This window comes from Candidatus Bathyarchaeota archaeon (assembly GCA_026014465.1).
GTDB lineage: Archaea > Thermoproteota > Bathyarchaeia > Bathyarchaeales > Bathycorpusculaceae > JADGNF01.
The window spans coordinates 1,032,606-1,056,873 of the sequence record JAOZID010000010.1; the positions used below are offsets into that span (position 1 = coordinate 1,032,606).

The 24,268-nt window shown below is 49.6% G+C and carries 23 protein-coding genes; 13 read left to right on the forward strand and 10 right to left on the reverse strand.

Translation table 11 applies throughout. The annotated features are described in order from the left end of the window. Nucleotides 1–36: 36 nt before the first annotated feature. A complete protein-coding gene (locus tag NWF04_07425) occupies nt 37–702 on the forward strand; it encodes an endonuclease III (protein MCW4006407.1) in 666 nt (221 codons plus the stop codon). Continuing rightward, entirely contained in the window at nt 703–2,640 is a 1,938-nt protein-coding gene (locus NWF04_07430) for a hypothetical protein (protein MCW4006408.1), read from the forward strand. It abuts the gene before it with no gap. Here NWF04_07430 and NWF04_07435 read toward each other — a convergent pair. Both NWF04_07435 and NWF04_07440 read right to left on the reverse strand, forming a co-directional pair. Then, complete coding sequence (locus NWF04_07435) at nt 2,637–3,737, reverse strand: Clp1/GlmU family protein (GenBank protein ID MCW4006409.1); 1,101 nt, start codon at nt 3,735–3,737, stop codon at nt 2,637–2,639. The two genes, NWF04_07430 and NWF04_07435, sit on opposite strands and share 4 nt — an antisense overlap. Then, entirely contained in the window at nt 3,721–4,365 is a 645-nt protein-coding gene (locus NWF04_07440) for a hypothetical protein (protein ID MCW4006410.1), read from the reverse strand. The genes NWF04_07435 and NWF04_07440 overlap by 17 nt, the downstream gene beginning before the upstream one ends. Nucleotides 4,366–4,514: 149 nt before the next feature. Between NWF04_07440 and NWF04_07445 the strand changes: the two genes are divergently transcribed. Next, nucleotides 4,515–5,435, forward strand: a complete 921-nt coding sequence (locus NWF04_07445) for a hypothetical protein (GenBank protein MCW4006411.1) — start codon at nt 4,515–4,517, stop codon at nt 5,433–5,435. 169 nt (nt 5,436–5,604) lie between these two features. On the opposite strand, the gene NWF04_07450 is transcribed toward NWF04_07445, so the two are convergent. Further along, a complete protein-coding gene (locus NWF04_07450) occupies nt 5,605–6,522 on the reverse strand; it encodes a molybdopterin-dependent oxidoreductase (GenBank protein ID MCW4006412.1) in 918 nt (305 codons plus the stop codon). Nucleotides 6,523–6,634: 112 nt separating this feature from the next. Between NWF04_07450 and NWF04_07455 the strand changes: the two genes are divergently transcribed. The 7 genes from NWF04_07455 (at nt 6,635) to NWF04_07485 (ending at nt 14,208) form a co-directional block, all read left to right on the forward strand. Further along, complete coding sequence (locus NWF04_07455; protein ID MCW4006413.1) at nt 6,635–7,744, forward strand: metallophosphoesterase; 1,110 nt, start codon at nt 6,635–6,637, stop codon at nt 7,742–7,744. 143 nt (nt 7,745–7,887) lie between these two features. Beyond that, a complete protein-coding gene (locus NWF04_07460) occupies nt 7,888–9,888 on the forward strand; it encodes a hypothetical protein (protein ID MCW4006414.1) in 2,001 nt (666 codons plus the stop codon). Between the two features lie 36 nt (nt 9,889–9,924). Next, on the forward strand, nt 9,925–11,019 hold the full coding sequence (gene wtpA, locus NWF04_07465; protein MCW4006415.1) for a tungstate ABC transporter substrate-binding protein WtpA: 1,095 nt from the start codon (nt 9,925–9,927) through the stop codon (nt 11,017–11,019). A gap of 64 nt (nt 11,020–11,083) precedes the next feature. Continuing rightward, the gene (locus NWF04_07470) at nt 11,084–11,878 is read left to right on the forward strand and encodes an ABC transporter permease (protein ID MCW4006416.1); all 795 of its coding nucleotides are present in this window, start codon (nt 11,084–11,086) and stop codon (nt 11,876–11,878) included. Between the two features lie 16 nt (nt 11,879–11,894). After that, a complete protein-coding gene (locus tag NWF04_07475) occupies nt 11,895–12,944 on the forward strand; it encodes an ABC transporter ATP-binding protein (GenBank protein ID MCW4006417.1) in 1,050 nt (349 codons plus the stop codon). A 77-nt stretch (nt 12,945–13,021) separates the two neighbouring features. After that, entirely contained in the window at nt 13,022–13,588 is a 567-nt protein-coding gene (locus NWF04_07480) for a CoA pyrophosphatase (protein ID MCW4006418.1), read from the forward strand. Nucleotides 13,589–13,683: 95 nt separating this feature from the next. Further along, nucleotides 13,684–14,208, forward strand: a complete 525-nt coding sequence (locus tag NWF04_07485) for a DUF2096 domain-containing protein (GenBank protein ID MCW4006419.1) — start codon at nt 13,684–13,686, stop codon at nt 14,206–14,208. A 28-nt stretch (nt 14,209–14,236) separates the two neighbouring features. Here NWF04_07485 and NWF04_07490 read toward each other — a convergent pair whose 3' ends face one another. After that, entirely contained in the window at nt 14,237–14,959 is a 723-nt protein-coding gene (locus NWF04_07490) for a hypothetical protein (GenBank protein ID MCW4006420.1), read from the reverse strand. A gap of 20 nt (nt 14,960–14,979) precedes the next feature. Continuing rightward, nucleotides 14,980–15,501, reverse strand: a complete 522-nt coding sequence (locus NWF04_07495) for a phage tail protein (protein MCW4006421.1) — start codon at nt 15,499–15,501, stop codon at nt 14,980–14,982. A 160-nt stretch (nt 15,502–15,661) separates the two neighbouring features. Here NWF04_07495 and NWF04_07500 point away from each other — a divergent pair, with 160 nt between their 5' ends. The 3 genes from NWF04_07500 to NWF04_07510 are packed head-to-tail and all read left to right on the forward strand — an operon-like array spanning nt 15,662 to nt 18,726. Continuing rightward, the gene (locus tag NWF04_07500) at nt 15,662–15,802 is read left to right on the forward strand and encodes a hypothetical protein (protein ID MCW4006422.1); all 141 of its coding nucleotides are present in this window, start codon (nt 15,662–15,664) and stop codon (nt 15,800–15,802) included. Nucleotides 15,803–15,854: 52 nt separating this feature from the next. Continuing rightward, nucleotides 15,855–17,774, forward strand: coding sequence for a 2-oxoacid:ferredoxin oxidoreductase subunit alpha (locus NWF04_07505; protein ID MCW4006423.1), 1,920 nt, complete (start codon nt 15,855–15,857; stop codon nt 17,772–17,774). Beyond that, nucleotides 17,764–18,726, forward strand: coding sequence for a 2-oxoacid:ferredoxin oxidoreductase subunit beta (locus NWF04_07510; protein MCW4006424.1), 963 nt, complete (start codon nt 17,764–17,766; stop codon nt 18,724–18,726). Before NWF04_07505 ends, NWF04_07510 begins: the two co-directional genes overlap by 11 nt. A gap of 182 nt (nt 18,727–18,908) precedes the next feature. Here the strand turns inward: NWF04_07510 and NWF04_07515 are convergent, their stop codons facing one another. The 5 genes from NWF04_07515 to NWF04_07535 all read right to left on the reverse strand — a co-directional run bounded on the left by NWF04_07515 (nt 18,909) and on the right by NWF04_07535 (nt 24,254). Beyond that, the gene (locus tag NWF04_07515) at nt 18,909–19,199 is read right to left on the reverse strand and encodes an OB-fold nucleic acid binding domain-containing protein (GenBank protein MCW4006425.1); all 291 of its coding nucleotides are present in this window, start codon (nt 19,197–19,199) and stop codon (nt 18,909–18,911) included. Between the two features lie 137 nt (nt 19,200–19,336). Beyond that, nucleotides 19,337–20,176 (reverse strand): hypothetical protein, encoded by an 840-nt coding sequence (locus tag NWF04_07520; protein MCW4006426.1) that lies wholly within the window; start codon nt 20,174–20,176, stop codon nt 19,337–19,339. 124 nt (nt 20,177–20,300) lie between these two features. Then, a complete protein-coding gene (locus tag NWF04_07525; GenBank protein MCW4006427.1) occupies nt 20,301–21,494 on the reverse strand; it encodes a hypothetical protein in 1,194 nt (397 codons plus the stop codon). A 52-nt stretch (nt 21,495–21,546) separates the two neighbouring features. Beyond that, entirely contained in the window at nt 21,547–23,055 is a 1,509-nt protein-coding gene (locus NWF04_07530) for a hydroxymethylglutaryl-CoA synthase (protein MCW4006428.1), read from the reverse strand. Continuing rightward, complete coding sequence (locus tag NWF04_07535) at nt 23,052–24,254, reverse strand: hypothetical protein (GenBank protein MCW4006429.1); 1,203 nt, start codon at nt 24,252–24,254, stop codon at nt 23,052–23,054. The genes NWF04_07530 and NWF04_07535 overlap by 4 nt, the downstream gene beginning before the upstream one ends. Nucleotides 24,255–24,268: the final 14 nt, after the last annotated feature.

Genomic DNA, 24,268 nt, shown 5'->3' on the forward strand with positions numbered 1-24,268 from the left:
TGTGCTGTAACCACACAGGTTTAGAGGGCGCATCAGGTGATTGATAGGCAGCAAGCACAGAAGATTTTGGGGATACTTAGGGAAACTTTGGTTTTACCTGCTTGGATGAAACGCAAACGCAGCGCTTTTGAAACTTTAGTTGTCACCATTATCTCGCAAAACACTGCGGACACCAATACCGCCAGAGCCTACGAAAACCTGCAAAGCCACTTTGAAATCACGCCTCAAGCCCTAGCCACAGCCGACCTAAACCAGATTGAAGCAGCAATCAAATCGGCAGGTCTTTACAAAGCCAAAGCCCAAGCCATAAAACAGGCGTCACAGGAACTGCTGCAAAACCACGGCGGCACCCTACAAAACATCTTAGCGATGCCCACGCAACAAGCACGCGAGACGCTCATGCAGTTTCCAGGTGTTGGACCAAAAACCGCCGATGTCGTCTTGCTTTTCTCAGCCAACCAACCCACAGTACCCGTGGATACGCACGTTAACCGCGTCTCAAGACGTTTAGGATTGGCACCTGCAAAAGGCGACTACGAGGCAGTGCGCTGTAGCTTGCAAGAACTGTATGACCCCAAGGATTACTTGGCGGTGCATATGCTACTTATTGAGCATGGACGCAAAACCTGCAAAGCAAGACACCCGCGATGCAGCGAATGCGTGGTGGGCACTTATTGTCTAACAAGGGGGCAATGGAAATAGATGTCAAAGACCACTGCGCTGCCTACAGAGGTTGAACCCTACTTCCCCTACAGCAAAGTAAGGGCTAATCAGGACAAGTTCATAAGCACCATTTATGGCGGGGTGAAAGAGCGCCGCAGTGTTCTTATTGAGGGCACAAATGGGTTGGGGAAGACGATTTCTTCGCTTTCTGCGGTTTTGCCAACGGCTATGGAGAAGAACTTGAAGGTTTTGTATGTGGCGCGCACGCACAGGCAGCATGAACGCGTAATTGACGAGCTCAAAGCCATTGGCAGGCAGCGAAAAGTTACGGGGATTTCTTTGCGTGGGCGCAACGAGATGTGCCTGCACAAGTTTGACGCCAAACAAAGCTACGACGCCAAATCCCTCATGGAAGCTTGCGAGTTGCTCAAAGCCAAAGGCGAATGCCCCTACTACAAAAACTCTGACGCCCAAACCTACGACTACCTCCAACTCCAACAGCAAATCGCCACACGCAGCTACACCGCTTCTGAAATCATGCGGGTCTGCAAACGAAAACGCATCTGCCCATATGAGCTCATAAAAACCGCGCTCTCTGACGTCAATGTCATCGCCCTGAGTTACCTGTACGTTTTTGACCCCAACATACGCAACGCCTTCCTCAAAAACTTGGATACGCAGTTGCAGAAAACCATACTAATCGTGGATGAGGCACATAATTTGCCTGAAACTGCCATAGACATCTCCAGCAGCAGCCTCTCCTTGTTTGTTATGCGCCAAGCCGAACGTGAAGCAGAAAGGTTCGGATACGAACAAGCAGAAGCCTTCGCGCGGGTACTACACGACGAAACCGAAAAACGCGCCCAAAGCATCCGCAAAGAAGAACTAATCCCCCACGAATTTCTCACGGAGGTCATACTAGACAAATGCGGCATACCCAACCCAAAAAGCTTTGTGCAGTCGCTGGGTGAAGCAGGAGCCGCCGTAAAGAAAATCCTGTTAGCCGAGGGGAAGCATCCGCGCAGTTACATTCATGGCATGGGCGATTTTCTGCTCAGATGGATAGAAACCACTGGCGATGACTCATACATCAACATCTTAAGCAAATATTTCACCCGCGAAAACGTCCCCGCCGCCAAACTTGAAATCGTCGCGTTAGACCCCGCCAAAGTGACCATGCCCGTTTTCGCATCCACCTACGCAAACGTTGTCATGTCAGGCACGTTGCAGCCGCTGGAAGCATACAGCAAAATCACGGGGCTCCCCGAAAACACCATCCAGCACCTTGCAGCCTCGCCGTTTCCACGAGAACACATATTCTCCGCCGTATGCAGTGGCGTATCCACGTCGATGGAAAACCGCACCAGCGCAACCTACCAGACCATGATAAGGCGCATCCGCGAAGTCGTCGACAGCACGCCTGTTAACACGGGCATTTTCACGGCGTCTTTTGAAGTCTCCCGCGCCTTGCTCGCTGAGGGCTTGGAGGAGGCGTTGGAGAAGCCGCTGTTTTGTGAGCGTCGAGGCATGAGTTCTAAGGCAAACGAGGCTTTGGTGGAAGAATATAAGGAATGCGCGTTGGCAGGCGGCGCCGCCTTTATGGGCGTACAAGGCGGACGAACCTCAGAGGGCGTAGATTTTCCGGGGAACCAGATGAATTCAGTGGTGGTTGTTGGGGTGCCTTATGCGGAGCCTACGCCGCGGGTGAAAGCCCAAATCGAATACTACGAAAAGCAGTTTCCCCAGCAAGGACGCGAATACGGATACATCTTGCCTGCCATGAAAAAAGCTTCACAGGCTGCGGGTCGACCGGTAAGAACCTTGGAAGACCGCGGCGCGATTGTGTTTTTGGATTACCGTTTCGCTTCAGGCTACTGCAAAAGGTTTTTGCCTTCGTGGGTGCTACGTGACCTCAAAGTATTGCCTCAAGCCGACGGCGTTCTGTCAAAAGAGCTAAAACAGTTCTTCAAACCCTAATCCACAGTCTTCTTGGGCAACTCACGCAAGTTACCGTCCAAACGGGTTTCTCCAAAAACCACCAACGCGGGTTTGGCGGTGACGGCGGTTAAGATTTTTAGGCTGTTTCTTGTATAATCGATATCTTGCAGGATGCCTATGCCCAAGAATTTTTTGGTTTTGCCGTAGAGTCCCATGAGTAAGCCTTGTTCTTGTCCTTTGGGCACGCGTTTTTCTTGTTGTATGGTTATGTGGCTTTTGGGGAAGGTGTGCAGTTTAGAGTTTTCCAAGTATCGGGTGTAGCTGAGTTCGCGCAGGTCTTTGCGGTTTTCTTTGCCACGGTCAAGTGCAGCTACGGGAGATTCTACGTATTGTTGACGTAAATCACCAATGGCTGAGCACAGCGGCGAGAGTTCGTCGGCGCGTTGTAGGCAAAAAACCATGTCTGGCTCAAGCATCATAGACAGGCGCGTCTTAAACCGCAAAGCCTCCTCGCCCTCAACCCAGCCATCCGTGTTCACAACCAAAACCTCCGCCAAATCCTTGCCAAAAATTTCGTCACGCAACTGTTTGGTGCCCTCCACGGTCTTATCCGCGGCGCGGCTAGGCGAGGTTGCTCCGACGAAAAACGCGTTTTCTACGTCAAGCTTGAACAGGTCAGTGACGGGTTGGGTTACTTGGGTGTAAGCAACGGTGCTGGGGGCTCCAACGTCGGATTGCCCTAAATCTTCGTCTAAGATGACGACTTTGCGTTTTTCTTTGACTAAGCGGTTGATGAGGAAAGTGCAGAAACTGGATTTGCCTGAGTCCACTGCACCTGTGACCATGACCACGGTTGGCGTGTCTTTTTGGATGCTCTGCAAGGTTTCGTAGGCGTTGAACCATGATGGGGGGATTGTGCTGCCTTCTACTTCTTTAAAGCCAGCTTTTTCGCCTAGGCGCAAGCCGACTTGGGCGGTTTCGGTAACTTCGAAGGGTAAGCGTTTGCCTTCGCGGATTATGAAGCGGCGCGTATCCACCACTGGGTAACCGAAAACTTCTGCTTTGCCTGACGTGATAACGACTGAAGCTGGACCATCCACCAGCAATGTCCGTCCACGCTCAATTGTCCTGTCCACTATTTTTCCTCCTTTGAACATAACGGCCTGTCCTGCTCGCTATGCAAATAGCCGAAGCAATATGCCTCATCCGCCGCCCATGCCTAACCGCGCAATGATGAGTTGTTCCCTCTTCACGAACCACTTCCAAAGCGACCTGAGGTGGCATAACCCCGTTTAACTCTTCCACGAGGGTTTTGTAAACTGGAACGCCGTTGCCGACTTTCACGGTAACTTGCCTAGAGGAAACGCCCACGGTTCGCAGTACGCTTTGCACTTTGCCCAGCACGGCTTGTACGCTAAACTCGTTCTCGGCATCCAACACTGCGCCGTCAGCTACAACGGCTAACCCAAACGCTTTCCCAGGGTCTACGCCTATCACGACGTTGTCGTAAGCGTCTTTTCCCTGCAGAATCTTTCGGGCTTCACTGGCGATTAACTCTGGCTCAGCTTCACCGCTGTAAACCAAGATTCTTTCATGATTTATTAAGTGCTTCTCTCCCTCAGTGGTTAGGACAACTCTAATTTCCGCAGGCAAAGGCTCACTGGGAATCATACTCAAAAAAGGAACCCGTTTCTGTTTTAAAGCCCCAACTATCTGATAATATGCCTTACCCTGAACCGTCGCAACCGCAGCCTTAACCCTCATCAGTAAAACAATAACAACACAACTAACGCATAAACCTTCAGCAACAAAAACCCGAAAAAGCAGTTTTTGTTTTAGTTTCACGATAAACGGGTTTTACGCAAAACTTTATAACCGCGCCCAACGTTTTGCAAGATAAAAGGTGCAAATTGATGAAATTCGGCACATACGTGTTCCTACCAGAGAAAGCTGAAGGTTTTGACTTTCACTTATACCGGGTAAAACCAGAAGTCGGCAGACGCATGCCACCCCTGCCAGATATGTACAGCAACATAGCTATTTTCGGCGACAACGTTACCGCACGCAATCATCCCGACTGGATTAGCCAGTCACCCTTGGGTCCAGCATGGAGAACCAACAACAACTTTAACGTTCGCTGGGACATTCTTTGCCACACACAACCTGAACACAGAGAAGAACAGCTAGACTACATGGAGGACGTCGCACGCAACAGCCCAGGAGTTTGGCTTAACAGCATCCACTTTGCAGAGCACGGACACTGCACATGCCCCCGATGCAACGAGAAATGGAAGAAAAGCGGTCTTAGCTGGCTAGAATGGAGACGCAAAGAAGTCACTGACTACATGGCACAAGTAAGCGAACGAGTACGCGACCGCGCAAAGAAAAAATTTGTCATAGGCTTGCTTCCTGACCCCGTAACCAGCTACGAACGTTTTGGCATAAACTTTGATGACTTAGCCCCACTCACTGACGAATTCCTAGTTGTCATGTTCTCTAAGAACTACGCGACTCCATGGTACTGGGAAATGCTTACCCGCAACTTCAAGAAACTGCTCAAGAAGCCGCTAAACATTTCATTGTACGTGTTTGGTCCAGGTGACGATCCAAGAGAAGTCCCAACTCCAAGCGAGTTGCTTACAGTCTCTGTTCGTATGGCACGCGCTGGCGTAGACAACCTGCTTTACTTGACAGAAAAAGCTAGCCAAATGGAAGACTTCCAAAGAGCAGCTGTTGCCCAAACTGAACTCCGCGAACGCCTAAAAAGCTACGGCGGACAAAAGGGCCAAGAAGTTCTCGACCTGGTCACAAGCTGGGAAAAAATCGTCAAGTAAACCTCGGCAAAAAAATAACACCCTAGCAGGCAGCAACTTTTACGCTGCCACCTCTTTTCTCCCCACCCAAAACCACCAAGCATTTTTAGAAAAGAAAACAACAAGCACCACACAACTGTTAGCGTAGCGCCCACAGCGAAATCAAACAATCAAGGAAAGAAGGGCGCGGTTATGAGACTATGATTTCGGTGATGTATTTGACCCAGAATTGTGCCCATTTGTATTTTTCTGTGGTGGCAAATAGTCTGAAAGGTCCTCCGTCTGCGTGGGGTAGGGGGGTGTCGTTTTCTGCGTATCCTAGGAGCATGCGTCCTTGGCTTAGTTCGCGTAGAGTGTAGTTTTTGCTGTAGCCGTCGACTGCGATTATGGTTACCATGGATGCTTCGGGGGAGATGCCTGCGGTGTCTAGCAGCTCTATCATAGGCAGACCTGTCCAGTTGGAGGTCCGTTTTTCGCTTGCGGCAAATTCTGCTTCTACGGTTAGGGATTCAAACTCGTCAAGGTTATGTGAGTTGATGGTTAGGGGAGTTTCGACTTTGCCGGAGAGGGAAACTGTCCACAGCGTGAAGTCTAGTTGGGCAACGTTTTCTATTTGGTATTCAACTTGGAAGTAGGGCGCTACGAGTTTTATGGGTCCGCCTGTTTGGGGGGTTAGCCATTGTCCGTCTTTTGCTATGGCGAGCATGATGACGTTGTCGTTGTAGAAGTAGGGGTAGGCGCTGCTGTTGTAGGCTTGGTAAATGTTTAAGGTCGCTTGGTTACCCTGTGAACCAATTACGTTTATGGTGCCTGCATCCCAAAGAATCCCCGTGTAATTGCAAAAGTCAAAGAGGGGAACGCCAACGTAGGTTTCGTTCACGCAGTCAACGGGTACTGTGACGTTGGTTACGGGCAGTTCAGAGAGTTCTTTTACAGTCCAAGTTTGGTCAGACTCCACCTCGCCTGTAACTCGGATTTGCCCTTCTGGAGGTTCTCCCGCAGGCAACTGACCATCTGCTGCAGGCATCTGATAGTAAACCGTAGCGACAGTAGCTAAAACTATGACTGCAACTATAACAACTGAAAGACCCTTTGTCCTGTTATTCATTACCTGTTTCACCTAGACTAAACGATGCAGACCGTTATGTTTTAATAGACATGACGAATTCCATCTAATAAGTTTTCACCGCCAAAAAAATAAAACGTTGCGGGGCTTAGAATTGAGGACGAACGTTGTTGGAACCAGAATCTTTGTTTTGTTGCTTGTTGCAGCCGCATTGATGCCGATTCAAGCTACAGCCCAAACGCAAACCAACTCACAAGCACCCACACCGTTAGATGCCGCTTTAGATGCGCAGGTAACCCAAACCGAAGGAAACTTTAGCGTAATCTGGATAACAGACACCCAGTACCTAACAGAAAAGTACCCCACCTACTACGATAGCCTGTGCCGCTGGATAGTTAAGAACCAAGAAAAATACAACGCGAAAATGGTTATCCACACGGGCGATTTGGTCCAAACTGAAGGCAACCTAACGCAGTGGGAATACGCTAACCACTCTATGAGCCTGCTGCTGGACGCAGGCATTCCCTACTGTTGGGACGCGGGAAACCACGATTTCAACCAGACCTGCTGGGTAGGCAACCAGTACGCCGCTTTTGACCCCGAAAACTTTGCAACACAGCCTTACTGGATAGGCAGCAACGGGGACGGACGAAGCACGGCGGTTCACTTCACCGTAGACGACCACGACTTTTTAATTGTCAATCTTGAATACCTCGCCGACAACGACGCCTTAGACTGGGCAAACGAGCTTTTAGATGCTTACCCCCAATCTCACGCCATAGCAGCAACACACTTTTATTTGAACCGAACAGGCAACTATGAAAACTGGGCAGAAAACTTTCGCCAAACCGTTTTGGCAACACACTCCAACGTGTTCCTAACCCTTAGCGCACATGTTCACCCCTTAGCCAATTCAGGTCTTAGAAACCAAGTAGGCGACCGCCACGAACTGCTCTTTAACCGCCAAGACAAAGACAACTACATAGGAGCCGCAAGCCTGCGCATTCTCACGTTCAACATAGAAGAGCAATTCGTAGACGTGAAAACATTCTACATCTATGCTAACACGTTCATAGTTGACGAATACAACCAGTTCACGTTGCAGACAAACTTTAGAAACGATTTAGCTCCTGAAGAAGAAGCGGCAATCCCAGAGATTCCAAATGCGGCGGTTCTGGTACTGCTAATTGCAGGTGTCACAGCCGCACTGTTTGTAGCCAAACCAAAACTAAAACAAAAACCTAGCAGTTCTGCAGCTGTTTAAGCTGTGAAGAGCCTTCCAAAAACGGGCGGGGTTTGTTTTGGGGTGTGAACTCTATGTATTCTTGATGTTTTTTTGTTGTTGCGCTCGAAATATTTTTATGGACATATCGGTGACAGTGTAACAAAAATAAGGAGACTAATGAAATGAATTCTGGAAAAAAAGCTGCAGTTAAAATGCAGGTAATAGCAGTCTTAGCGATAATTGTAATTGGTGTTTCAGCTATAGCCATATGGCAAGCGCCTAACCTTTTGGAGCCGTCTGATTCGCCTTCTCCTAGTCCTAGTGCAAGCCCAGCAGTTACTCTTCCTGAAATGACTTTAACTGTTATAGGCGCCACTGGCGAGCAGGTAGTTCTTGATGAAAACGACATTGCTGAACTTGAAACCTACACAGGACCTTCAGGTTACAAAAGCAGCGGCGGCATGATTCAAGCTGTCGGAACATACACGGGCGTACCAGTACCTGTGCTCTGCGATTTAGTCGGTGGAATGACAAGTGAACAAACCCTAACAGTAACCGCCGCCGACGGATACTCCATGGTTTACACTTACGAACAAGTCCAAGGCGAAGGCTTCACCACATATTACGCCACAAACGGAAGCGAAGCAGAAGCCACCCAACCCATGGTCATGACAGCAAACTACCTCTTCAACGATGAACCCTTCGACGAAGAAAGAGGACCAATACGCATCGGCGTTGTAGGCCCTGAAGGATTACTCACTGAAGGCCACTTCTGGACCAAAATGACTGTCGAGCTAAAAATCACCGCCAACATAGCCGATTGGGTAGTTACCGTTTTTGAGGAAGACTCTGAACCCCTCAACATGGACCGTCAAGCGTGGACCGCTGAAATCAACCACTTCCCATTGGATTACACTGACGATAACGGAAACATCTGGACGGGCACAGCCCTTTGGAGATGGGTATCATGGTACAACTACAACGGCGGAATATCCAACGCCACCCTAGACGAAGGCTACAGCGTAAAACTCATCGCAGGCGACGGATACTTTGCAACAATCGACGACTCACAAGTAAAAATGAATGACAACATCATCATCGCTGGAGAACTAAACGGCGAACCACTCCCTGACCCCTACTGGCCTCTAAGACTCGTCGGCCCAGACGTTACACAATCAGACAGGGTCGGCAACATCATCGAAATCGAAGTAGTCCTAGACAACCCCACCGCATCAACTCCCGCACCCTCAATGACAGCTTCGCCATCAGCTTCCCCCTCTGCCACCCCAACTCCCACACCAACGCCTTCTGCATCACCCTCCCAAGATTACACTTTGGTAGTGAGCGGAACGACCGCGGTGGATATGCTGCGTGCAACTTTTGAAGCCCAAGTAAGCTTAGGCAGCGCAACTTACACGAACGCTGACGGCAGCGTACTTGCAGGCGCCCCCTTATACGCCATAGTTGACTGGGCACAGACGAGCGGCGTAGTAGAAAGCAGCACTTTAGATGACGGATACGTCGTCAAAGTCATCGCGTCTGACGGATACGCCAAAGCATTCAACGACACCTTCGTAGAAGGCAACACAAACATACTCGTAGCAAACACCGCAGACGGCGCTCCCCTTACAGGCGACTACTGGCCCTTAACCCTCACAGGCTCTGACCTTTCCCGCAAAGAAAACATCAAAGGCGTAGCACAAATCCAAATCTTACCCTTCGACCGCACCATAACCCTAACAGTTGTCGGCTCAAACGGAACTGAAGTTACCTTGTACCCCGCAGACATCGTAGCTTTGGAATCTTACAATGCAAACGGCGGAACCATGGGCAGACAAGGAAAAATCAACTACATCGGAACCTACATTGGCGTCCCCATCTTGACCCTATGTGATTTGGTAGGCGGAGTAACAGAATCCAACACCGTCAAAGTCATTTCCTCTGACGACTACGTTACAGAATACACTTACGCAGAAGTCAACGGCGAAGTAGACGTTTACACCCAAGAAGGCGAAGCTACAACCGCAACCGAAGACCTGACAATGATTGTCGCATACAACTGCAACGGAACTAGCATACCCTCTGATTTAGGTCCACTGAGAACTGCGATTCTTGGCCCTGAAGACTTGCTTACCCCTGGCTTCATGTGGGCAAAGATGGCTGTCAGAGTCGAAGTCATCTAACTCGGAGCATAGCATGGAGAAAAAGATGGAACCTGAATGAAGATGAAACAAAAATACGCTGTATTTGCTGTAGTCTTCGCGGTGGTTCTTCTCTCCGCCACCTACTTTTTTATTTCAAGCAACTTTTCGGGTAACGAGCCTAAACGTGTGTTGACGGTTTATTGCGCAACCAGCCTCATGTACCCGCTGGCGCATGTGGAGGAAAGCTTTGAAGCCGCGCACCCAAACGTGGACGTACAAGTTGAAGGACACGGCACCATACAGGTAATTCGGCACGTAACCGAGATGCACCACGACATTGACGTGTTGTTAGCTGCGGATTACTCGCTAATACCTAATATGATGTACCAAGCCACTATTCCAGGCACGGACGAGAGCTACGCAGACTATTATGTACGCTTCGCAACCAACGAGTTAGTTCTCGCGTACCTTGACAGCAGCCGAGGAGCAAACGAAATCAACGAGTCAAACTGGTACGAAATCCTAATGCGCCCTGAAGTTCAAATCGGATTTGCCAACCCCCAACTAGCCGCCATGGGTTACCGCACTTTGAGCGCGGTTCAACTCGCACAAGACTACTACAACTCCCCAACGCTGTTTCATGACCTCATAACCGCCAACATGGAACCTCCTATCAACTCGGTGCCCAACGGAGAAAACCAAACAATCATCATCCCCGAAGTGCAAGAACCCAAAACAGACAAGCTGTTTTTGCGCTCCAGCGAAGTTGACCTAATTGGGCTGCTTCAAACATGCTACGCCGACTACTGCTTCTTGTATCTTAGCAACGCCATCCAGTACGGCTTCGAATACATCGAACTCCCAGACGAAATCAACTTAGGCGCACCCCAATTCCAAGACACCTACGAAAAAATCCAGCTCGTCTACCGCCACCAAAGATACTCCACCGTCTCGCTTGACCGCAGCAGCGAAGTAATCTACTACGGCTTAACCATACCCAAAAACGCCCCCAACCAAGACCTAGCCGAAGAATTCATAGAGTTCCTCTTAGACGGACAAGGCAGAACAGATTTTGCACAAGACCAACACCCAATATTTGCACCCTGCTACACCGACAACCTAAACGCGGTTCCTGAAAGCCTAAAACACATAGTTGTTCCCGAAGGATGATGCGCTTTTAAAGCATCCTCTCCTTTTATTTGAAACAATTAACTGCCTCGCGGATGCGCCCAGTATGGTTTGGCTACGACAAAACTCCCCGTTCATTGCGGTCTCGTTTGTTTTAGGTTCCCTGCTGGTTTTGTTTTTGGTTGTGCCCATCTTAGGTTCCATAGCCAGCTCCGCCCCAGGCTTAACAGACGCCATAACTGACCCCCGCACCCTAAGCGCAATATGGACCAGCTTCTACTGCGCCTTTACAGCAACCGCGCTCATGCTGTTTCTGGGCGTGCCCTTCGCCTACCTGTTTGTGCGCCACAACTTTTTTGGCAAACGCATCCTAGACGCATTAATTGACATTCCGATTTTGATTCCCCACAACACCGCAGGCATCGCATTGCTCACCATCCTTGGTCCAGCTTACCCGTTTGGCGACATCCTAAAAGGCTTGGGCATAGGTTTTGTGGACACCGCTTGGGGGATTGTAATTGCTATGGCGTTTGTGAGTGCGCCGTTTATGGTTCGCAGTGCACAGGAAGCGTTTTTGTCGGTTGACCCTGCTATGGAGAAGGGCGGCAGAAGCTTGGGCGCATCTAAATTCCAAGTTTTCGCGCATGTAACCTTGCCTTTGGCTTTGCGTGGCGTGTTGACTGGGTGTTTGCTTACGTGGGCACGGGCTGTTAGCGAGTTTGGCGCAGTGGTTTTGATTGCGTATTTCCCACGCACAGCGCCAGTATACCTCTACGATGTGTATGTGGGGCAGGGGTTGGCGGCGGCGTTGCCAATTAACGGCTTGCTGATTCTGCTTAGCATCGTGATTCTGATAGTGTTTAGAGCGTTGGTTGCAAAACCGACCAAGGTATGGAGGTAAAAGGAGGCAAACAAAGATGGGGTTGAAACTGCAAGGTATTTCGAAGACGTGGCAGGGGTTTAGGCTGCAAGACATCAGCTTAAATGTGCAGGACGATGAGTACTTCATACTGCTTGGACCCACAGGCTCAGGCAAAACGCTGCTGCTTGAAACCATCATGGGCTTCCACAGACCCGACCACGGCAAAATCCTCCTCAACAACACCGACATAACCACATTGCCGCCTGAGAAAAGAAGAATTGGCTACGTTGCCCAAAACAGCATGCTCTTTCCCCACATGAAAGTCGCTCAGAACGTAGAGTTTGGCTTGAAAATGCAGCGTATCGAGGAATCGGTGCGTAAGCGTAAAGTACGGGAGGTTTTGGAAGCCACGGGCATTGAGTATTTGGCGCAGCGGTATCCTTCGGGTCTAAGTGGGGGCGAAAAACAAAAAGTAGCATTGGCGCGGGTGTTGGCTATTGATTCTGAGACGATTTTGCTTGATGAGCCGCTCTCGGCGTTGGATGCGGAAGCTGCCCGTGACTTGCGCGCTGAACTAAAACGTATCCACCAAACAGGCAAAACTATACTGCATGTGACCCACAGCCAAATCGAAGGCTTCAGCTTGGGCGAGAGCGTAGGCATAATGCGGCAGGGCACGTTGGTTCAGACGGGCAAAATGCATGAAGTCTTCGCAAAACCTAACAGTGAATTTTCCGCCAAGTTCTTGGGGTACGAAAACGTCTTCAAAGCAAACTTGAAAAACCGCGCCCAAGGGGTGGTTGAAGTGGAAGGGGTAGAGGTGAAAACTGCTGGTTCCGCAGGTGAGGGGGCGGGTTTTGTTGCGGTTAGACCTGAAGACATCGCCGTGCACATAGAGCCTGTCGTCGCCGATGAGGAACGCAACGTTTTGGCGGGAGAGATAGTTGACTGTATTGATCAGGGCAGTTTTGTTGCGTTGACAGTTGAGGCAAAGTTGACGCTCCAGACATTGATGACTAAAAGCGCTTTTCTGGAGAGCAGTTTCCAAACAGGACAACAAGTCTGGCTGAGCTTCAAAAAAGAAACCGTTAAAATCATCCCATAAGCCTTGTTCATCAACCAACCTGAACGGGGTATCGAGGCGCTCTAAAAGCGCTAAAAGCCAAAGCAGGGGAAACAGTTGTGCTTAACGCCCAAGTAGTAGAGGAACTGTCCAAGGTGCTCAAGCCTTTCGCGGGTAATCAAGACGCAAGCGCAGCCGTAGCACTCATGATCAAACCCACCAAAGAAGACCTTGAATTCTTGCTGGTAAAACGCGTCCAAAACCCCCACGACCCTTGGTCGGGGCACATGGCGCTTCCAGGTGGAAAACGAGACCTCAACGATGCAGATTTGCTAGAGACGGTGGTGCGTGAGACGTTTGAGGAAACAGGCATCGACCTGCGCGGCGGTAGACTGCTTGGGGTTTGTTCGGTGGTTTGTTCTGAGCGGCGACCTGATATGTGGGTTTTACCGTTTGTTTTTTTGGTGAAGGGCGAGCCGCAGGTGAAGTTGAGCCGTGGCGAGCTGGAAACGTTTGTTTGGGCGTCCTGTGGGCGACTTGAAGAGAGCAGGGGTACTGCTTGTGTGGGGGCGCGTGAGGTTTGCGCGTTTGTTTTGGGGGAAAACGTGGTGTGGGGCTTGACGTATAGGATTCTTGACGAGTTCATCCAGACCATTAAGCGTCTGCTAAAAACGCAAAAACTATAGCAGCAAGCAGGGAATTCATGGAAACAGCTTGGGCTCTTGGGCATCTTTATTAATGAACCAGACGGTTAAGCTGTAGTAGTGGTGAATGCATCGTGATGCGCCAAAAGGCTACCTCTCAAATTCTTGAAGACCTGCTCGTTGAGCTCCAACACAAAAACGTCACAATCCCCGAAAACATCATCAATAATTTGCGTTCGGCAAGAAGCCTCATGAATGTTGTGGAAGCAAGCCAAAACACCCGCGGCGAGGTTCCCGTGAAAATTGACGAGTACCTAAGCAGTGTGGAAGCGTATTTGGTAACGGAGGCAGGCAAAACGTGGGATGGCGAAAAAATTGATTCGTGGCTAAGAAAACTTGAAGTAGCAAACTGCGACGCATGCGCAACAACAATTATAGAACCCAGAAAAGACAACCGTTTCGTCACGGGCGTCCCTCGAGACCAAAAATGGGTACGCGTAGAAGCCATCGCCGAAATACCCCTAGAGAAGCTAGAACAGCTCGCAACGGAGAACAAACTGCAATTCCGCGAAGAAAACACCAAACAACTCGTCGTCTACGGCAGCCAAGACGACATCAAACAATTCATAAAAACCATGACCCAACAAACACCCAAAAAATAGCGGTACACCCCTTCTTTTGGTTTCCTTGCTATTTTCTGTTTATTCTAGGAGGAAGGGATGGTTTCTTTTGGGTTGAAACCCGCGTTACGGCTTTGACGACTTTTGTTGTGAGGGGTTTGGCGGGGGAGGTTTTTAGGGTTGCTTTGCGGTTTGTGGCGCTGGCTTGGGCGAATAGCGCGGCAGGGTTTGTGTTTAGTGATTGCTGGTATAGGGTGGAGAGGTTGTTTTTGAGTTGCAGGTGGTTTTGGTAGAGTTTGTAGCCTATGGAGCCCGTTTTTAACTCGGTTAAATCCAGTATGCGCAGGCATAGATCTATGGTTGCTCGGATAGGTTTGAGTTGGGGGTCAAAAGCTTCCTCGACAACGGTTACGTCGACTAGGCACACGGGCAAAACCCGTTTAGGTCCCCAGAAAAACAGGGTTACTTGGGGTTCTTTGGCTGTTGAAGGTTTGAGGACAGATTCGAGGGCAGAGAGGGCGGGGTGTAAACCGTTTTCGACTGCTATGGGGTTTTGGTTTGGATGCTCAAGCTGGTCAGCGGCGTCAAGTTCGAGTACCAGATAAACAAGCTCACAAAGACTTTGGGTTTTGGGGGCAACTTTAGGTTCATCTTGGTCCAGATTAGACAAGGTACGAGTGAGTGTTTGGGGGTTGTACTGGAAAACAAAAACAGGGTCATTTTTAGCGAAGGATTTAGCGTTGGCGGCTACAGAGACCAAGGCGCCTTTTACAAGGTTGGGTCGGCTGGGCACAGCGGGTCATCCTTTCGTGCTTATTTGCCTGTTTGGGATTTCTCGGTGGGTTCGGTAACTGCGGTGTCGCGTTCCCAGCCTTCGTTTTCGATTCTTATGGTCTGGATGGCGATGGCGTTTGCATTTGCATCTAACTCGGGCAGTGCCTGATACTCTGAAACCCAGCAGCGGTAAACCCGGTACGCGATGGCAAGCTGCCCTGCTTCGTTGTATAACTCAATTACCAAGTCTTTGCGAAAATCCTTCAAAGCCACCTCGTTTCCCAAGCCTGCACCAAAATTCCAGACCTTGTTTGCCCACTGCTCAAACTCTACATCATGCGTCACGCCCCGCTCCAAAACAATGGGGTCATAGCAGGTTCTACCAGGCGATTTATGCTCAATGCTAGGGTCGCCACCTTCCCTGTGCGTTATAACTTCTGTGACGCGACGCAGCGAACTCATTTTTGAAACGCCCGCGACGTAACGTCCATCCCATTTCACGCGGAACTTGAAGTTCTTGTAAGGGTCAAGCCGAGAAGAATTTACAGTAAACTGAGGCATCAAAGGCACCTTCTGTTCCCTATCCGCAGCCACAACTTATTATTTTTGCGGTAACCCCAACAAGGCGAACTTGGCAAAACGGCAAACAACTGACGATGTAGGGTCTAATCCGAAAGCTTAATTCTTTTGGCTACGTACCTGTTAGGGTGGAGGCGTGTTGTTGTCAAGTAAAGAGGAGCTTCCTTGTTGTGAACGGTGCGGCAATCCTATTGACGACTGCAAATGTGCTTGTCCGTATTGTGGCGAAACGTCTGGTTGTGACTGCTGTACAGGGTATGGCAGAGCAACAGGCGGCGGATAAAAACCGCGTTTTCGCAGAAAAAAGTTGATGCATTATTTGATGAGGTAAAGGTATGAAGAAAAGTATGAATTGGATGGCTGGTGGTCCGCAGGGTAGTGGTGTGGATACTGCCGCGAATATTTTTGGCAGAGCCTGTGGCTATGGCGGATTGTATGTTTTTGGAAGAAGAGAATATCACAGCAACATTAAGGGGTTGCATAGCTATTTTCATTTGCGAATGTCAGATGAGGAGTTGCTGGCAAATGTTGATGCGGTGGATTTGCTTGCGGCGTTTGACGCAGAAACCGTGGTTAGGCACATCGAAGAGGTTGTGCCAGAAGGCGGTGTTATAGTTGATTCCCAAACGCTCAGCACCAAAGCTTTAGATATCCAAACGTTGCCCCCAGAATTCAAAGCCGAACTCCAAAAGTACATGCAACAAAACGGCATCGGAGAAACCATAAACGACTTCCTAAACCACGCCAAACAAAAAAACATCCAAACCTTCGCAGTACCCTACTTGGAACTTCTTAATCAGATCGGCGAAAAACTGGGCATCGAGCAGATAAGCAAAATCACCCGCATGATAAACGTCCTCACCATCGGCATATCATTTGCGCTTTTGAACTACGACAAAGAGTTAGTGGAGCGGGCAGTGCAGGCAACGTTTTCACATAAAGAAAAAATCGCTAAAATGAACATAACCGCCCTAAACCACGCATACGACTACGCAGAGAAGAACCTGCCAAAATTCAACCATAAACTGCAAAAAACAGGCGATACGCAGCAGAGGCTTTTCTTAACAGGCAACCAAGCCGTAGCCATGGGCAAAGTTTTGGGCGGATGCCGAGTTCAAACTTACTACCCGATTACGCCTGCAGCGGATGAAAGCGAATATTTGGAGGCGAATGAGATTTTGAAGACCAGCGGCGAAGACGAAGCCATCATAGTTATTCAAACTGAGGATGAGATTGCGGCGATTAATTCTGCGTCGGGGGCTTGCTTGGCGGGTGCGCGAGCGGCAACGTCCACTTCTGGACCAGGCTTGTCTTTGATGGCGGAGGGTCTTAGCTGGGCGGGTCAATGTGAAGTACCAGTAGTGCTGACTTGTTATCAACGGGGCGCACCTGCAACGGGGTTGCCTACACGGCATGGCCAAGCGGATATGCAGTTTGCATTGCACGCGGGTCACGGCGAATTCGCTCGCATAATCTTAGCTTCAGGCGATATTCAAGAGTGCTTCTACGACGCCGCCAAAGTCTTCAACCTCGCCGAGAAATACCAAATGCCCGTCATACACTTGCTTGACAAAGCCATGGCAAACTGCAGCCAAACCTACCCTGTCTTTGATTACGGCAAATTCAAGATTGACCGCGGCGCGCTAGTTGGCGAGAAAGACCTGGAGGGCAAAGAGTACAAACGTTTCGAGTTCACGGAGTCGGGAATTTCACCGCGGGCAACGTTGGGCACCAAGAACGGGCTGCACTGGTACGCGGGAGACGAACACAACGAGGTGGGACACATTAGCGAGGAACCGTTTAACCGCAAAAAGATGGTAGAGAAAAGAATGAAGAAACTGGATTTAGTTGTTAAGGAAGTGCCTTTGGAGGATAAAGTAAAGTTGTTTGGTGATGTGGATGCGGAGAATATGGTGGTTAGTTGGGGCTCACCCAAGGGTGCCATAATTGAAGCTTTGCAGATGCTCAAGGAAGAAGGCTTTAAGGCGGGGCTGATGCAGGTACGCCTAATTAATCCCTTGCCAAAAGCGGAGATTCAAAAGGCGCTGTCAGGCAAAAAACGCATAATTGATGTGGAGCACAACTATTGCGGGCAGATAGGCGAAGTAATTAAGCAGCACACGGGAATTGCGCCTAACTATCACGTTCTTAAGTACACGGGCAGACCCATGACCACCACTGAAGTCTACGAGGCAATCAAACTAGTTTTGTCCGATAAAGCAAAAGAAAGGCAGGTGCTTATGTTTGGTTCTTAAACCTTCAGCTTTCAAAACCGACGTCTACGCTGACTGGTGCCCAGGATGCGGCGACTTTGGAATCATGAACGGGCTACAGATGGCGTTTGCAGATTTAGGGTTAGAACCCCACCAAATCGTATTGGTTTCAGGCATAGGATGCTCAGGCAAAGAAGCCCATAACGTCAAATGCTTTGGAGTCCACACCCTGCACGGACGCACCCTACCATTTGCGTTAGGAATCAAAGCAGCCAACCCCAACCTAAACGTGGTCGCGATAGGCGGCGATGGCGACGGCTTGGGCATAGGCGCAGGACACTTTGTTAACGCGGGGCGTCGCAACTTGGACATGACCTACATCATCCACAACAACGGCGTCTACGGATTAACCAAAGGACAAGCCTCCCCCACGTTGCAGCGCAAGTTGCAGACAAAGTCTTTGCCAAAACCCAACATCAATGAGCCTGTAAACCCTGTAGGGTTAGCTTTGATTTCGGGTTACTCTTTTGTGGCGCGTTCCTACGCTTATGATGTGAGGCATCTGCGGGATATGATAAAGCAGGCAATGCAGCACAAGGGCTTAGCGTTTGTTGAATGCCTCCAGCCCTGTCCCACCTACAACAACATCTACACCAAAGCATGGTACACAGGAGAAGACCGCAAAGACGAGCAGGGCAAGCCGCAGAGCAGACTCTACAAACTCGACGAAGAAGACTTCAAACCCAAAGTCAACAACTGGGAAGAAGACTTTGACAAAAAAGTTGCTGCCCTACAAAAAGCCCAAGAATGGGGCGACCGCATACCCATAGGTGTCTTCTACCAAAACGAACTCGAACCCACCTTCCAAGAACGCTACAGCCAAAGAATACCATTCTACAAAAACCGCCCCCCAGCCAAACAAAAACTATCAAACCAGCAAGGCTACAGCAACGTAAACCTCGACGCATTCATGCAAAACCTAAAAACCCTCTAAAACAACCCCCCACACCTTTTCTTCTTTTTTTGGATTTCACAAGTAAAGCGGATTTCTTGCGCATAAGGTAAGCTGTGTTTTGTTGGCAGCAGGCGTTAAGGTGCGGTTTGGGGGCTTTGCTGCTGTTGGTTGGTGGATAAAATAAGTAGCCGCCGTGTTGGCGGTTTGCGGGTTTGTGGGGTTTAGAGGACGGTTAGTTTGCCGTATTTTCCAACGTTGAGTTGGATTTCGCCTTTGAAGCTGGTTATGTAACCGTTTTCTATTTTGATTTTGTCGCCTTCTTGGACTTGGTCGATTTGTTCGTTCCACAGGGTTAGTTTGATGGTACCGCTGGTGTCTTCAACGATGACATCTGCCACCGTGTAGGTTTCGTCCTTGTAGCGGGATTGGACTTGACGGGGGGGATTTTTCATAACAACTGTTGCTTCAACTTCGACTCTTTTCATTCCATCTTGCAAATCTTTAATTTCCAAACGTGTTCTCTCCATCAATTTTGTCATCTTAGAACATAAGGTTCTGTCGAGAGGATATTACGTGCAAAAAAAGCCCTCCAATCATATAAAGATTACTTACATCGGCAACTCAACTAAAAAGACTATGAATTGCAGAATTAATAGCGGCTTTGGTTTTTTCTAAGTATTATTGCTCCAGTTAACACAGCTAATGCCAACAGTAAGATAACCGTGATGAGTGCCCAAGCTGGAAATTCTGGCGAGGGCAAAGTTGGCGTTGAAGTGGGACTTGAAGAGCCCAATGGAGAAGACGGGGTTGTTATGGTTGGAGTTGCCGTGGATGATTCTGAGGGCAAAGATTGGAGTATTTTTAGGGTTTGGGTGCTGCTCCAGCCGCTTGTTTCCCCACTGAAAACATAAGGATACAAATCAAAGATACTCTCCCCAGTCCAGTTCTGGTTCAGTTCACGATGCACACACCCCAAGTATGCTTGCACCTGAACATCCAACTGCCCGCCCTCAGGAACAATAAACTGCGCAGGCGAGTATCCATCGTAGTAGTAGCGGTCTTTGTCCACCAAATAAAAAAGCAGGGTAGTGTTTTCTGAATCTGACGGCGGGAGCATATCTTCGGGGTTGTATAGAACCCGCCAGTCTTCGTATTTGGTGTTATTTTGCGGGTGATAGTCTTTGACATGGAAGTTGTAATACAATCGGGTCGGTCCATAAGCAGTATCTACAGGAGCATATTTATGGTTCTTAATTGTTAGTTCAATGCCTTTTTTGACGTGATACCCTTCTTCAAGAACTACTGATTGACCTGTCTCAGGGTCAACACCATAAACTGGCGGCGCATCAAACGGTGAATCCAAAAAACGCAAGGTGAATTCTGGAACCGACGGCTTGGTAACCTGCGCCGCACAACATAGAATACTTAGGGGTAAGCCACCAGCAATTATGGCTACTAAAAGCAACGCCACAAGCCGCTTTTGCTTCACCCAACCACCCATTTAAAAATAAGGCATATTCTGCTTAAAAACGCTTACACTGCAAATGCAACAAAACCCGCCTTGGTGAACCTGTTGAATCTGCCTAAAAGAAAAAAGGCGAAAGGAAGGGGGGTTAGATGGCGATGATGTTTAGGAGCAGGTAGATGTAGGGTAGTACGAAGAAGGATATGGTGTAGGCTAGAACGGAGACGAGTGCGCAGTTTCGCCATGTGAGTTCTGTTAGTGCGTGTACGATTATGGTTCCTAATCCTGCGAGCCATGCTAGTGCGGCTATTTGGATGACGTAGTAGAGGGTTAGGAATCCTTCAAGGGCAGATTGGTAAGCCATTACGCCTGCGGGTTGGTCTTCGCCAGGGACTAGGGCTTGAGCTTCGATTGGGAAGTATACGTCGGGGAGGGTTGTAGCTGCGACGGTTGTTATTGCGGCTTGTATGCAGACAACGATTAGGGCAAAGCCTATGGCTATCATCAGGGGCTTCCAGGTTGTTACGCCTTTGAAGGCTTTGATTAGGAAGTAGAAAAGCGCTGAGGTTAAGAGCCATTGGATAAGGATTTGTAGCAGGGCGTTTTGGACGAAGAATATGTAGAAGTCAGTGCCGCTTGCGCTTATCACGGTGTCAGAAAGCCCGCGGAAGAACATGGCGTCAAAACGCAGGGTTATGTCTGAACTGGTGGGGTAGGTGAATTCAAGTTTTAGGTCGGTGAGGCTTCCCCACTGTGCATTGCCCGTGGTTGACCAGCCTTGCACGTCGGGTCCAACGGCTAAAGTGAGGTTATTCCAAACTTCAGTGTCTATGCTGGTGAAATACGAGGTTATGTCTTGGGCAAAGTAGTCGGCGGAGGAGTTATCGGAGTACAAATACAGCATGACACTGTTTGGAGATGCTTGAGGCGAAGCCTGCTTTATACGCATGGACATATTCGGGAACCCATCGGAGCTACAGTTAGCGGTGCCGTTGAAATCCAAGGTCGCCGCGAGGCTACTACTGTCGGAGAGGGCAATTTGCAAACTGCTGTTGCCATAGTTGGTGGCGTTTATGAAATCCGCCAAGTTGCTGTTCACAGATGCAGCCGCGGGAACTGTTGTCCACAAAGTAGTGTTTTGTGTCCAAGAGCCAAGCTGAGTCCCAGTGGGATAAGTTACCTCAAAATTCTGCTTAGAATAATGCGTGTTCCAAAAACTCGTCTGCAAAGCAACAAACAATATAACAATCACAATAGGACCAAAATAACGCGGGTTCTCCACTATCTTCTTGAAAGCTTTATGGGGCTTGTAGAGTACCGCAAGTATGTCAGTAACAAACAATCGCTTAGGCTCCGAATATAGTCAAATTTAAGACCGATTTAATAAGTGTTTGTTACATGCCGCTTTTTAGGCGGCGGTATGTTGTGTAGTCGACGTATTCGGCGAAGGGGTTGTCGGTTTGGTATTTGACGGTTAGTTTTTGTTGTTTGCGTTTCTCGAGCAGTTGGCGGGTTGTTCGCAGCAAGTAGGCGTCGCTTCCTGCGCCTGAGCCGTAGCTGGCAACTAGGATGTGGGCGTCGGGTTTGGCTATGTCAAGCACTGCGGCTAATCCGACAGGAGAGCAACCTGAGTAGGTGTTTCCGAACTTGTTAACCTGCAACGCGCAGCCGTACTGTTCCTCTTTAAAGCCCAGCTCCTTGGCGACTTTCACGGGGAACGCGGGGTTAGGTTGGTGGGGCACGAAGTAGTCCAAGTCGCTGGCTTGGAGGTTTTTTTGCTCCATAAGTTTGGATGCGGCTTTGCGTACGTGTTTGAAGTATGCGGGGTCGCCGGTGAATCTGCCTCCGTGCATGGGGAATGCTTCGCCGTCGCGGCGCCAAAAATCAGGCGTATCTGAAGTGCACGAGTACCAGCCTTCAATTTCGGCGATGACATCGTGCTTGCCAAAGATGAATGCAGCTCCGCCATAACCCACAAACAAATCCAGCTCTCCACCGGGGCATCCTCGCGGCGCAGCTTGGCTGTTGTCGGCGCCTATGACCATGGCGTATTTGACGTTTGAACGCGGGTAATTTACAAGGGCTGCGGCGTCTTTGAACATGCTGGTTGCGGCTTTGCAGGCGAACTCTGTGTCCACAGCGTCCACGCTTTGCAAATCGCCGTCTTCTTCACCAAGCTTTAGCACCTGAGCGACCTTGGAGGCGATAGGTTTTACGGCGTACGGGTTGGACTCTGACCCCACGTAGACCTTGCCTACCTGTGAGCTGTCGATGCCGCAGTGAATCAAAGCGGATTTTCCCGCCTCCACCGCCGCAGTCACAGCGTCTTCATCAACAAACGGCACCGCACGCTCCATACCACCCTCACGAATCCTAAAACGAGACGTGTACACGCCATAACCCACAATGCCGGGAAACTCGTATTCTTTGTTTTTGGCGTTTACGACGTATTCGCGGTGGGGATAGTATTCGTCGGCTAACGTGAAGGCTAAGGAGATGGTGGGGATGACTTCTTTTTTGGTTACGGAGTAGCGTCGGCGAAAACGCGGGACGACTTCGCGTCCTTCTAGGGAGGAGAAGTCTATGGTTTCGCCTTTTTTGATGATTTGGTCGGTGAGTCGGCAGGGGACGCGGATTTTGCCGTTGTGGAAGGCGACTATGCCGTAGACGTAGCTGCCGAGTTTGGTGAATTTGTTAGTGGGTTCGGTGACTAGGGTGCACAGTTCTAGGGTGCCTTTGTCGTAGAAGAGGTCTACGGCGTCCATTTTTTCGTAGCTTTTTCTGCCGCAGTCGCCGCAGTAGTCGCGTACGTCAAAGTATTCTTTGCCGCATATTTGGCATCGGCTGGCTCGGAGTCTATCGCCTAGGTAGGAGACTCTGCGTTCGATGGGTTCGCTGCTCATTGTTGTTTTCTCCCTAAAATGCAAACGTGACCTTTTGTGCCAAAGCCCTCCAGCTCTAGCGAGCATCCGTAACGGAGTTCCGCATCGCTTGGGGCTTGACGTGCACCTGCTTCTCCAAGCAGTTGCTTGCAGATTTCAAAAATCTGGGCGCCGCCAGTTGCTCCCCGCGGGTTACCATCAGCCTTCAAGCCGCCGTTAAGGTTAGTAAAAAGCTTCCTACCCTCAACCTCATAGTACCCCTGATAATCCTCACAGCTACTGTAAATGCTCTTCCAAGCCGTTCCTTCCTTGCAAAAACCCAAATCCTCCAAAGAAACCATCTCCGTCACCGTCGACTGGTCATACAACTGCAGCAAATCAATCTCTTCACGACTAACACCCGACATCTTTAGGGCTTTTTCCATGGCAAGCTTTGTCGCCACAAACCGCGTCAAATCCTCCCTTGTCGGATAATTCAAATAATCAGTTGCGGAAGCTGCGCCCAAAACGTACACGGGCTTGTCAGTTAGTTGTTTGGCTTTTTCTTGGCTGGTCAAAATAAGTGCGGAGGCGCCGTCGGATACAGGAGCAAAATCCAAGAGTCCAAGGGCTCTGCGAGCGGCTTTGCGAGCACCCAAAACTTGGTCTAGGGTGATGTTTCGTTGGTATTGGGCGTAGGGGTTTTTGGTTGCGTGGAAGTGGTTTTTGACGGCGATTTGGGCAAGGGCAGTGTTTAGTGTGTTTAGGTCGTTGCCTTTGATGTTGTATTTTTTGATGTAGGCGCGTAGCATGAGTTCGTGGTTGGCTTCGGGTGTGCAGCCTGCGTAGTAGCTCCAGGGGTCTTCTAGGAGCATGAGGTCGTCGCGGATTTTGTCCCAGCGGTCAGTCATCTTCTCGATGCCACCCACCAGGACAGTGTCATGGATACCCGCGCGTATGGCGTATATAGCCGTCAACAACGCAGCGCTAACCGAGCGCGTGATTTCCATAGGAACATGAAGCTCAGTAAGCTCGGACAGGAAGCCTTCTTCTAATCCGAGTTTGTTAGTAATTGGGAGAAAACAGTCGGACAGGTAGCAAGCTTCAAGTTCACGGCGTTCAACACCGCATTCTCTAGACGCGGCAAGCCAAGCTTCCTCAATTAGCCTCTCTGGCTTTTTGCCATAATGTTCCCCAAAGCTGGTTCTACCAACAGCGACTATAGCTGGACAATTCTGCATAATATCCGCCCTTT